This window comes from Bacillus sp. FSL R9-9834, from assembly GCF_038006905.1.
Lineage (GTDB): Bacteria > Bacillota > Bacilli > Bacillales > Bacillaceae_G > Bacillus_A > Bacillus_A pacificus.
Map to the genome: position 1 here is coordinate 341,214 of NZ_JBBOWD010000001.1, position 11,145 is coordinate 352,358.

The following is an 11,145-nucleotide window of genomic DNA, read 5'->3' on the forward strand; positions in this document are numbered from 1 at the left end:
AAGAAAATGAAGAAAATTTTAGCATTTGCATTATCAGCGATTGTAGGGGTTTCAGCGTTAAGCGGTTGCTCAGATGCAGGAACAAAAGAGAAAACAGTTCGCATTGGTGTAACTGGAACGGATGGAAACGCTTGGGAAATTGTAAAGGAAAAAGCTGAAAAAGAAGGGATTAAAGTTAAACTGGTTGAGTTCTCTGATTACACAACACCAAATAAAGCGTTAGCTGATGGAGATATTGAATTAAACTCATTCCAGCATATTGCTTTCTTAGAGCAATTTAAAAAGGAGCATAAATTAGATATTACAGCTGTTGGTACAACGCAAATTGCACCAATGGGTTTATACTCTGAAAAACATAAGAAAGCAAATGAAATTCCAGATGGTTCTGAAATTGCGATTCCCAATGATCCAACGAACCAAGCACGTGCATTAAAACTTCTTGATGCAGCTGGGTTATTAAAGCTTAAGAAAGACTTTGGCTTATTTGGAGATCCAAGCGGCATTGCTGAAAATCCGAAGAAATTAAAAATTACACCGGTTATCGCACAGCAAACACCTCGTGTATTAAAAGATGTTGCAGCTTCAGTTATTAATAACGGTGTTGCTGGTCAAGCTGGATTAGATCCAGCTAAGGATCCAATTTTCTTAGAAGATCCAAAGAATGAAAATGCGAAGCCATATATTAATATTTTCGCAGCTCGTACGAAAGATAAAGATGATCCAACACTGAAAAAAGTAATTGAACTATATCATTCAAAAGAAGTAACAGAGGCAATTAAGAAAGAAACAAATGATGGTTCCATTTCAGTAGATCTTTCACTTGATGAGCTTGAAAAGATCGTAAAATAATGATTGGGTTTAATGGACTAACAGAAGGAACCCCTCCGCTGTTAGTTCGTTCAACATATAATCTACTTAACAAACAAAACAAACCCTAATTCTGTACCTTCCAATTCTGTATAACATAGAATCCAATGTTTGTTAAGTAGAGTAATGGACCAGGAGTTTTCCTGGTCTTTTTTATTACTGAAAGCAACTAGCAAGTAGTAAGGTAATCCAAATTATAATGGGGTAAGAAAATAAGCTGAACACGAGTGTAATTACGAATTGCTTTTTTTGAATTAAGTGTTTTTGGGATGAAAAAAAGAAAATAGAAAAGATAACAATGAAAACAGCTGATATTACGCCCGGATTATAGGAGCTGTAAATAAAAAACAAAATAATATGTTGAACAGAGTTGAAGAAGATAGCTCCTTGTATAAAAATAATCCAGTATATAGAAGACAAGAAGTTTAGTTGATATAGAAAGACGATAAGTAAGACAAAGAGAGTTAATACAGAAATTGCAATGAAAAATTGTTGGCTAGTTATAAAAGTAATTGAAAATTGATTAGCAAGATATTGTGGCATTTGGAAAGATTCTTCAAGGTTATGAATGAGAAATAACAAGGGAATCATCCAAAGCATAATAGTGGAATGTTTTTTAAACAACTTACATCGCTCCAATATAGAGATAGAAAGCCTAAAAAGGCCCTCTATCCAGAGATATTCATTCGATTATAATATTTTTTAAATTATTTTTATGATGCCCTTGTTCTTTCGGATAAGCAGCTAGCTCCTCTTGTAAAATATTTAGTATTTGCTTAGCTGATTGCTGGATGGGTGCAGGTAACTCTTCTAATATATGCATACCCATTTTTATTTTTGTACGAATTACCTTCCTTATTAATTCCTCATGCATGCACGACACCTCCAAAACGAATGTTTAGTACATCATCTTCAAATTTTGCTCCTTGAATAGAAAGGTGTGTTAACGTTTTGGGTAATGTGATGTTTCGTTTAACAGAACCAGCACGAATGATAAGCTCGTCACCTTTTTGATTTAATGCAAGTTCACTTTTGTTAGAGAAGGGAATGGACAGAACGAAAATATACTCATCGCCATCTTTTTTTACATATTGAGTGCGACCGTTAAATTTTACTTCAGTAGGACAATAATCTTCTTTAAATAAAGCATCTCCAACGCGTTCTAACATAGGTAAGCCAACAACTTCTTGTTCAAACATTGGAGCTTCGTAAATAGGAAGTGGATCAAAACTATTTTGAATTAATGTTTTATATTTCTTTTGAGTATCTTTCCAAGCTTGAAAATAAGGATCGATGACAGTGTTAGGGATGACGCGGTTAATCATAATCGCATCTACGTTATAATCGTATAAATTTAAATACGTAAAGCTACGCTGAGCCTCTTTAATGACCATTTTTTCGGGATTTACAACGATGCGGATACTTGTTACGTCTCGGTTTGATAAAATATCTCTCATTTCTCCAAGTTGTTCAAGTGTATTTGTTAATTCGTCCATAATATCATCGGTTGGAAGGGGGACACCAAGAAGTGGTTGAGCTACAGGGCGAACAACTTTTAAAACTTTTCTTTTAATAGGGAAGAGTTTTTCCATCCACCAGCCGAGCATGTCTGGAAAACTGAGCATTGCTAATGTTTCTCCTGTTGGAGCACAATCAATGATAATAACGTCATATGTGTTTTGTTTATAATAATCGAGTACGCGAAGTAAACTAATTAAATCTTCCATACCGGGAAACATCGTTAACTCTTCGGTTGTAATATCATCAGCTGCTTTGGAAGTGAAAAGTAGTGTAATATATTTCTGTAACTTTCCCCAGCCCTTTTCCATTTCATAAATTGTATTAATTTCTTGTGCCCATAGGTTTTCACGAATTTCTAATGGTTCAGAAGATAGTTTTATACCAAATGAATCTCCTAAACTATGAGCTGGGTCTGTGCTCATTACTAAAGTTTTTAATCCTTGTTTTGCGCTTTGAAGTGCAGTTGCCGCTGAAATGCTAGTTTTTCCTACGCCGCCTTTACCTGTATACAAAATAATTCTCATCATTCATATCCCCTTTGTTTCGAGCATCGAATATTACGAGTAACGAAATATTTTTTTGAATAAAAACCCTATTAAGGTTTTTATTCAATCGGAATGTTTTTCATTTTAGGTGCAGAAACCTTTTCTTCTGTTTTTTGCTGTGATGTAGCAATGTGATTCATAATCTTTTGGAAGATTTGTAGTAAAAATGCTTTTTCTTCTTCCGATAATGCTTCGGTCACTAGGTTAAAATAATGGGCTGCATTTTGTTTTACTTCTTGAACGAGCATTACACCGTTTTCTGTTAAACGAATTAATACAATGCGTCGGTCGTTTTCATCACGGTATCTTTCAATATATCCTTTTTTTACAAGGCGATTTACAACACCTGTCGTTGTACTCATCGGTATATCAAGAAGATCAGCGATTTTTGTCATTGTAATATCCGTATTTCGCTCCATCCAAAGTAAACAAAATACTTCAGTTTTAGAAAGTGTTAAATCTAAGCTTACCCATTCTTCAGGATAGAAAAGTTTCTTGGCGTTATCTAGCAGTAAGTCTAAAAAATGTTCGTATTGCAACAATTAATTCCACTCCCGTATATTTCGAGGTTCGTAATATTTATTTTTATTTTATGTAGAATTGAAATAAATGTCAATGTTTTTAACTGTTTTTTCAGATTAGAAAGAAAACTATCTTTAAAATAATATTTTTTTGTGATAGATTTATAAATAGTAAACTAGAATTTACATAAAAATCCATCATGGTAAATATACTTATCTATAATGGATGTACAGCTAACGAGGGGGAGAACGATGAGAAGACGTAATACGCAAGCGTTCACGTTTTTAGCATGGACTTCATTTGTTTGCGCGCTTTCAGGTATGCTAATTGGAATTTATACGCTAGATGAAACGCTTAGTGTAAAAGGATATTATTTACTTGGAACATTATTTTTAACGATGTCTTGTTTTGTATTACAAAAAACAATTCGTGATAATGAAGAAGATAACGAGAGATTTCCGAAAAATAAACCGTTAGATAAAGAGTAAATCGTAAAGAAAGGCGTTTGCCTTTCTTTTTTTATGTAAAAATGCTGTAAGTGCCGTGTGTTGACTTGCTTGAAGTACTGAAAATTTGGTATCATCAATAGTATTGTAGATTGAACGATATATTATGGAGGTGGCCTAGCCGTGTCAAGAATTTCCGTTGAGAATGTAAAGCACGTAGCACATTTAGCACGTCTTGCAATTACTGATCAAGAAGCAGAAAAATTTCAAAAACAACTAGATGCAATTGTTACATTTGCAGAACAGTTAAATGAATTAGATACAACAGATGTAAAACCAACAACTCATGTATTAACTATGAAAAATGTTATGCGTGAAGATGTACCAGAAAAAGGTTTACCAGTTGAAGAAGTATTAAAAAATGCACCGGATCACAAAGATAATCAAATCCGTGTTCCAGCAGTATTAGAATAGAGGAGGGGAATTTCGATGTCATTATTTGATCATTCAGTATCAGAGTTACATAAGAAATTAAACAACAAAGAAATTTCCGTTACGGATTTAGTAGAAGAATCTTACAAACGTATTGCGGATGTTGAAGATAACGTAAAAGCTTTTCTTACATTAGATGAAGAAAACGCACGCGCGAAAGCGAAAGAATTAGATGCGAAAATTGGTGCTGAAGATAATGGTTTATTATTCGGTATGCCAATCGGTGTTAAAGATAACATTGTAACTAACGGTCTTCGTACGACTTGTGCAAGCAAAATGTTAGCAAACTTCGATCCAATTTATGATGCGACAGTTGTGCAAAAGCTAAAAGCTGCTGACACAATTACAATCGGTAAATTAAATATGGACGAGTTCGCAATGGGCTCTTCAAATGAAAACTCAGGTTTCTACGCTACGAAAAATCCGTGGAACTTAGATTACGTTCCAGGCGGATCTAGTGGTGGTTCTGCAGCAGCTGTAGCAGCAGGAGAAGTATTATTCTCTCTAGGTTCTGATACGGGTGGTTCTATCCGTCAACCAGCTGCATATTGCGGCGTTGTAGGTTTAAAACCAACTTACGGACGTGTATCTCGTTACGGATTAGTAGCATTTGCATCTTCACTTGATCAAATCGGACCGATTACACGTACAGTAGAAGACAATGCATACTTATTACAAGCTATTTCAGGTCTTGACCGTATGGATGCAACTTCTGCTAACGTTGAAGTAGGAAACTACTTAGCTGGTTTAACAGGCGACGTTAAAGGTTTACGCATTGCTGTACCGAAAGAATACTTAGGAGAAGGTGTTGGCGAAGAAGCTCGTGAGTCAGTACTAGCTGCTTTAAAAGTATTAGAAGGTATGGGCGCAACTTGGGAGGAAGTATCTCTTCCACACTCTAAATACGCTCTAGCAACGTATTACTTATTATCTTCTTCTGAAGCATCAGCTAACCTTTCACGCTTTGATGGCGTACGTTATGGTGTTCGTTCTGATAATGTGAATAACTTAATGGATCTTTACAAAAACACACGTAGCGAAGGCTTCGGTGATGAAGTAAAACGTCGTATTATGCTTGGTACATTTGCTCTTAGCTCTGGTTACTATGATGCATATTACAAAAAAGCACAACAAGTACGTACATTAATTAAAAACGACTTTGAAAATGTATTTGCTAACTACGATGTTATTATTGGACCAACAACGCCAACTCCGGCATTTAAAGTGGGCGAAAAAGTTGATGATCCAATGACAATGTATGCAAATGACATTTTAACAATCCCAGTAAACTTAGCAGGTGTTCCAGCGATTTCTGTTCCATGTGGATTCGGTGCTAACAACATGCCACTTGGTTTACAAATCATTGGTAAACACTTCGATGAAGCGACAATTTACCGCGTTGCACATGCGTTTGAGCAAGCAACAGACCATCATACAAAAAAAGCAAGTCTGTAAGGAGGCGAGCATAGATGAATTTAGAAACAATTATTGGTTTAGAGGTTCACGTTGAGTTAAAAACAAATTCGAAAATTTTCTCTGCGAGTCCAACAGAATTCGGAGCGGAACCAAATACACAAACAAGTGTAATTGACTTAGGATACCCAGGAGTACTTCCTACTTTAAATAAAGAAGCAGTTAACTTTGCAATGAAAGCTGCAATGGCATTAAACTGTGAAATCGCAACAGAAACGAAGTTTGACCGTAAAAACTATTTCTATCCAGATAATCCGAAAGCTTACCAAATCTCTCAGTTTGATAAGCCAATTGGTGAAAATGGTTGGATTGAAATTGAAGTAGACGGTAAAAAGAAACGTATCGGTATTACACGTCTTCATTTAGAAGAAGATGCTGGTAAATCAACGCATACAGCTGACGGCTCATTAGTAGACTACAACCGTCAAGGTATGCCTTTGATTGAGATCGTATCTGAGCCAGATATGCGTACGCCAGAAGAAGCATATGCATACTTAGAGAAGTTAAAATCAATCATTCAATACACTGGCGTATCTGATTGTAAGATGGAAGAAGGTTCCTTGCGTTGTGATGCGAACATTTCCCTTCGTCCAGTTGGACAAGAGAAGTTCGGTACAAAAGCGGAACTGAAAAACTTAAACTCTTTCACTTACGTACAAAAAGGTCTTGAGTTTGAGCAAGCTCGCCAAGAAAAAGAATTATTATCTGGTGGTATCATCCAACAAGAAACACGTCGTTATGATGAAGCAACGAAGAAAACAATCTTAATGCGTGTGAAAGAAGGATCTGATGATTACCGTTACTTCCCAGAGCCGGACTTAGTTGAACTTTACATCGACGATGAGTGGAAAGAAGCAGTTCGTGCTTCTATTCCAGAACTTCCAGATGCACGTAAAGCTCGCTACGTTGCAGAATTAGGCTTACCGGCTTATGATGCACACGTATTAACATTAACGAAAGAAATGTCTGATTTCTTTGAAGCAACTGTTGCAGATGGTGCTGATGCGAAATTAACATCGAACTGGTTAATGGGTGAAGTGCTTGCGTACTTAAACAAACAACAAAAAGAATTAAAAGACGTTGCATTAACGCCTGCTGGTTTATCTAAAATGGTTCAATTAATTGAAAAAGGTACAATTTCTTCTAAAATTGCGAAGAAAGTATTTAACGAATTAATTGAAAAAGGTGGAGACCCAGAAGAAATCGTTAAAGCGAAAGGCCTTGTTCAAATTTCTGACGAGGGTACACTTCGTAAAGTTGTAACAGAAATTCTTGATAATAATGAGCAATCTATCGAAGACTTTAAAAACGGTAAAGACCGTGCAATTGGCTTCTTAGTTGGTCAAATTATGAAAGCTACAAAAGGACAAGCAAATCCACCGCTTGTTAACAAAATCTTACTTGAAGAGATTAATAAGCGATAATAGTAGTAACTTTTAAAGATTAAGCAGAAAAACACCCGTACATGGGTGTTTTTCTAGGTTAATCAAACGTTTGTTTAAATGAGAGAAAATTATTTAAACAAACGTTTGATTAACTGTCAAAAGTGGAAAAATGTTTGTATAGCAACTATGGTATGATAGTTGCAAAAAGGTGGGAATAATGATAAATCTAGACATAGAGGTTTTTTCATCTCATGAAATAATAGATAATTATTATTCGTTATATGTAAATTGTTGTGAAGAAATAGATGGACATAAATTTTTTGTCAAATAAAACAAAACCATTGAAATGAATATTTACTTTTGATGGGCTACACGAATCGGGTTCTTACTGCCTGTTTGAGCGAGATAAAAGAAGGATAGGAAGATGAGAGGAGGTAGGCACGGGAATACTGAATAGAAGTTCGGTATGTTCTTTGTCGATACATAAAGAAATTTCCTGTGCTAATAAATGATGAAGCGAGCAAGAATTATTTATAATCCTACTTCTGGGCGTGAGCTATTTAAGAAGAGCTTACCGGAAGTATTACAAAAATTAGAACAAGCTGGATATGAAGCATCTTGTCATGCGACAACGGGTCCTGGAGACGCAACTGTGGCGGCGAGGCAAGCTGTAGAGCGTAAATTTGATGTTGTTATTGCGGCTGGTGGTGACGGCACGTTAAATGAAGTCGTAAACGGTCTAGTTGGTCATGAATTCCGTCCGAAATTTGGAATTATTCCAGTTGGAACAACAAATGACTTTGCACGTGCAATCGGTGTACCTCGTTCTATTGAAGAGGCGGCGGATATTATTTGTGAAGGAAAAACTGTGCCATTAGACCTTGGTAGAGCAAACGATACATATTTTATTAACATCGCTGGTGGCGGTCGTATTACAGAATTAACATATGAAGTACCAAGTAAGCTAAAGACTGTATTAGGACAACTTGCTTATTATTTAAAAGGTATCGAAATGCTACCATCACTACATCCAACATATGTTGAAATTGAGTATGATGGAAAATTACTACAAGAAGAAATTACGATGTTTTTAATTACGAATACTCGTTCAGTGGGCGGCTTTGAAAAGGTAGCACCATATGCATCGATTAACGATGGCTTATTTGATTTATTAGTGCTGAAAAAAGGTTCCATTGCCGACTTAATTAAAGCTGCAACACAAGCGCAGCGTGGTGAACATATTAACAATCCAAAAGTACTATACACACAAGCGAACCGAATTAAAGTGCATTCACCAGATAAACTAATGATTAATTTAGATGGTGAATATGGTGGAGATGCACCGATGGAATTCGAAAATATGTATCATTGTCTGGAACTATTTGTTCCTGAACATCAAGAGGATGCCCTGTAAAGGCATCCTTTTTTATTATATAGAAGAATTGTAAATTTGAAGTTAGTTTGATTTTTATGGTATTTTTACAATTCGTTTATTTTATATCCATACTTTATTGATACACTGGAGGAGATAAGAGATGAGAGGTGGGGTGTTATGGAGAAAGTAAAAGCAATACTATTTGATAAAGATGGGACATTAATGGATTTTCATTCAATTTGGATAAAAGTGGCTGAAGAACTTGTGGCTGAATGTATAAAATTATACCAACTGCCACAGTCAATGCAGCCGACTTTATTAAAAGAGATCGGTGTGGATGGGGTATTTGTTCACCCACGTAGCGCAATAGCGGCAGGAACAAGCCTTGATGTGGCAAAGGGGCTTTGTAAGTATATTACGTCATCTAAGGAAGAGGAATTGCATGAATGGGTAAGTGAAAAACTGTTTGCCCTTATGTACGAGCATCGTTCTTACATGAAAATGACGGCAGATTTACCGAGAATTTTACAAAGCTTAAAGGATAGAGGATTTATTTTAGGTGTTGTTACAGCTGATGATTTCGCACCGACAGAATTATTTTTAAAACAGTATCAATTAGAGACCTTTTTTGATTATGTTGTAGCTTCAGATACATTTGCGGCACAAAAACCAGATAAAAGAATTATAGAATCCTTCTGTGAGAGGTTTCATTTAAAGGCATGTGAAGTAGCGGTCGTTGGGGATACACCGACTGATTTATATTTAGCGAAAAATGGTGATTGCTATGCAATTGGAGTACTATCTGGTACAGGGAATCGTCAAACATTAGAACCACTTGCTGATTTAGTAGTACAATCTGTTGGGGACTTTATTTCTCATTCAGGTGAGTTTGTTTGGGAAAAAGGAAAGTCTAATGTGTAAGAAAAATAAGTCTATAAAGACTCTGAATGAGTCTTTATAGACTTATTTTTTATGGCGAAATAGAAGGTGTGTAGGATGAATACTGAAAAAGAATATTGGCATACATTTTGCAATGAAAAGAGAAAACAATGTAAAGAAAAGGATGGGGTACGTAATGAATACAAAAAAATTTGCTAAAGTAAATGAACAAATTCCTGGACCGAAAGCAGCGTCTTTACTAGAACGCCGCCAAAATATAGTACCAAAAGGAGTAAGTAACGGCATCCCAACGTTTGTACAATCTGCAAATGGTGCTCTTGTTACTGATGTTGATGGTAATCAGTACATTGATTTCGCTGGAGCGATAGGAACAATTAACGTAGGACATTGTCACCCAGCTGTTAAAGAAGCGCTCCATAAACAAGTAGATCAATACATTCATACTGGCTTTAATGTCATGATGTATGAGCCATATATTGAATTAGCAGAAAAACTTGCGGCATTAGCGCCGGGAAGTTTTGATAAGCAAGTACTATTTTTAAATAGTGGTGCAGAAGCAGTCGAGAACGCTGTGAAAATCGCTCGTAAATATACAAAAAGACCTGGTATTATCGCATTTTCTAAAGGATTCCACGGGCGTACATTAATGACAATGACAATGACAAGTAAAGTAAAACCATATAAATTTGGATTTGGTCCATTTGCGCCTGAAGTCTATAAAGCGCCATTTCCGTATGAATACCGTCGCCCAGAAGGATTAACGGAAGAGCAGTACGATAACTTTATGATTGAAGAGTTTAAGAATTTCTTCATATCAGAAGTAGCACCAGAAACGATTGCAGCTGTTGTAATGGAACCTGTTCAAGGGGAAGGTGGATTTATCGTCCCAAGTAAGAAGTTTGTGCAAGAAGTACGCAATATTTGTTCAGAACACGGCATCTTATTTGTAGCGGATGAAATTCAAACTGGATTTAGCCGTACAGGAAAATATTTCGCCATTGATCATTATGATGTCGTTCCGGATTTAATTACGGTATCTAAATCATTAGGTGCTGGTGTACCGATTAGTGGTGTTATTGGGCGCAAAGAAATTATGAATGAGTCTGCACCAGGAGAACTTGGTGGAACGTATGCAGGAAGCCCGCTAGGATGTGCGGCAGCATTAGCAGTACTTGATGTAATAGAAAAAGAGAATTTAAATGATAGAGCGATAGAATTAGGAAAGGTCGTAATAAACCGATTCGAAGAGATGAAAAATAAATATAATTGCATCGGTGATGTGCGCGGTTTAGGAGCAATGTGTGCATTTGAGCTCGTTCAAGATCGTAAGACGAAAGCACCTGATAAAACGTTAACAGCTAATTTATGCGCAGAAGCAAATAAACGCGGCTTACTTCTACTATCAGCAGGAACATACGGTAATGTTATTCGTGTGCTAATGCCATTAGTGATTACAGATGAGCAACTTGAAGAAGGATTAACAATCATTGAAGAATCATTGCAAGCCTGTTATGAGAAAGCAAATATTGCTCGTGTTTAAAAGTTAAATAATAAAACAGCAAACATTCTAGCTGACTCTATATAAAATCCAGAAAATTCACTTTATAATAAAGGTAGTG

General features: G+C 36.1%; 12 protein-coding genes. 8 read left to right on the plus strand and 4 right to left on the minus strand.

Translation table 11 applies throughout. The features are described 5' to 3' along the window. The first annotated feature begins 6 nt into the window (after positions 1-6). Entirely contained in the window at positions 7-849 is an 843-nt protein-coding gene (locus MKY00_RS01830) for a MetQ/NlpA family ABC transporter substrate-binding protein (protein WP_000721591.1), read from the plus strand. A 174-nt stretch (positions 850-1,023) separates the two neighbouring features. Here the strand turns inward: MKY00_RS01830 and MKY00_RS01835 are convergent, their stop codons facing one another. The 4 genes from MKY00_RS01835 to MKY00_RS01850 form a co-directional block, all read right to left on the minus strand. Further along, entirely contained in the window at positions 1,024-1,491 is a 468-nt protein-coding gene (locus tag MKY00_RS01835; RefSeq protein ID WP_016716322.1) for an HXXEE domain-containing protein, read from the minus strand. Positions 1,492-1,549: 58 nt separating this feature from the next. After that, on the minus strand, positions 1,550-1,741 hold the full coding sequence (locus tag MKY00_RS01840) for a DUF3926 domain-containing protein (protein ID WP_000544085.1): 192 nt from the start codon (positions 1,739-1,741) through the stop codon (positions 1,550-1,552). Next, positions 1,734-2,915, minus strand: a complete 1,182-nt coding sequence (locus MKY00_RS01845; RefSeq protein ID WP_002026876.1) for an ArsA family ATPase — start codon at positions 2,913-2,915, stop codon at positions 1,734-1,736. The genes MKY00_RS01840 and MKY00_RS01845 overlap by 8 nt, the downstream gene beginning before the upstream one ends. Positions 2,916-2,992: 77 nt before the next feature. Continuing rightward, a complete protein-coding gene (locus MKY00_RS01850) occupies positions 2,993-3,475 on the minus strand; it encodes a MarR family winged helix-turn-helix transcriptional regulator (RefSeq protein ID WP_000942476.1) in 483 nt (160 codons plus the stop codon). A 231-nt stretch (positions 3,476-3,706) separates the two neighbouring features. On the opposite strand from MKY00_RS01850, the gene MKY00_RS01855 reads away from it, so the two are divergent. The 7 genes from MKY00_RS01855 (at position 3,707) to gabT (ending at position 11,066) form a co-directional block, all read left to right on the plus strand. Further along, positions 3,707-3,943 carry a YiaA/YiaB family inner membrane protein gene (locus MKY00_RS01855; RefSeq protein WP_001254396.1) on the plus strand — a complete coding sequence of 79 codons (237 nt, stop codon included), beginning with the start codon at positions 3,707-3,709 and terminating at the stop codon, positions 3,941-3,943. Between the two features lie 141 nt (positions 3,944-4,084). Beyond that, positions 4,085-4,375, plus strand: coding sequence for an Asp-tRNA(Asn)/Glu-tRNA(Gln) amidotransferase subunit GatC (gene gatC, locus MKY00_RS01860; protein ID WP_000086999.1), 291 nt, complete (start codon positions 4,085-4,087; stop codon positions 4,373-4,375). A 15-nt stretch (positions 4,376-4,390) separates the two neighbouring features. Next, positions 4,391-5,848, plus strand: a complete 1,458-nt coding sequence (gene gatA / locus MKY00_RS01865) for an Asp-tRNA(Asn)/Glu-tRNA(Gln) amidotransferase subunit GatA (RefSeq protein WP_000051445.1) — start codon at positions 4,391-4,393, stop codon at positions 5,846-5,848. A 14-nt stretch (positions 5,849-5,862) separates the two neighbouring features. Beyond that, positions 5,863-7,290: an Asp-tRNA(Asn)/Glu-tRNA(Gln) amidotransferase subunit GatB gene (gene gatB / locus MKY00_RS01870; protein ID WP_001047674.1), complete on the plus strand. Its 1,428-nt coding sequence runs from the start codon at positions 5,863-5,865 to the stop codon at positions 7,288-7,290. 469 nt (positions 7,291-7,759) lie between these two features. Continuing rightward, positions 7,760-8,665, plus strand: coding sequence for a diacylglycerol kinase (locus MKY00_RS01875; protein ID WP_000977677.1), 906 nt, complete (start codon positions 7,760-7,762; stop codon positions 8,663-8,665). Between the two features lie 138 nt (positions 8,666-8,803). Next, positions 8,804-9,547, plus strand: a complete 744-nt coding sequence (locus tag MKY00_RS01880) for an HAD family hydrolase (RefSeq protein ID WP_016716323.1) — start codon at positions 8,804-8,806, stop codon at positions 9,545-9,547. Between the two features lie 154 nt (positions 9,548-9,701). Next, positions 9,702-11,066 carry a 4-aminobutyrate--2-oxoglutarate transaminase gene (gabT, locus tag MKY00_RS01885; RefSeq protein WP_029141037.1) on the plus strand — a complete coding sequence of 455 codons (1,365 nt, stop codon included), beginning with the start codon at positions 9,702-9,704 and terminating at the stop codon, positions 11,064-11,066. The last annotated feature ends 79 nt before the right edge of the window (positions 11,067-11,145 follow it).

Excerpts from the sequence above, each read along its gene's own strand:
- MKY00_RS01875 (WP_000977677.1), top strand. The coding sequence starts at position 7,760 with ATGATGAAGCGAGCAAGAATTATTTATAATCCTACTTCTGGGCGTGAG.
- MKY00_RS01880 (WP_016716323.1), top strand. The coding sequence starts at position 8,804 with ATGGAGAAAGTAAAAGCAATACTATTTGATAAAGATGGGACATTAATG.
- MKY00_RS01855 (WP_001254396.1), top strand. The coding sequence starts at position 3,707 with ATGAGAAGACGTAATACGCAAGCGTTCACGTTTTTAGCATGGACTTCA.
- gatA (WP_000051445.1), top strand. The coding sequence starts at position 4,391 with ATGTCATTATTTGATCATTCAGTATCAGAGTTACATAAGAAATTAAAC.
- gatB (WP_001047674.1), top strand. The coding sequence starts at position 5,863 with ATGAATTTAGAAACAATTATTGGTTTAGAGGTTCACGTTGAGTTAAAA.
- MKY00_RS01830 (WP_000721591.1), top strand. The coding sequence starts at position 7 with ATGAAGAAAATTTTAGCATTTGCATTATCAGCGATTGTAGGGGTTTCA.
- MKY00_RS01840 (WP_000544085.1), bottom strand. The coding sequence starts at position 1,741 with ATGCATGAGGAATTAATAAGGAAGGTAATTCGTACAAAAATAAAAATG.
- gabT (WP_029141037.1), top strand. The coding sequence starts at position 9,702 with ATGAATACAAAAAAATTTGCTAAAGTAAATGAACAAATTCCTGGACCG.
- MKY00_RS01845 (WP_002026876.1), bottom strand. The coding sequence starts at position 2,915 with ATGATGAGAATTATTTTGTATACAGGTAAAGGCGGCGTAGGAAAAACT.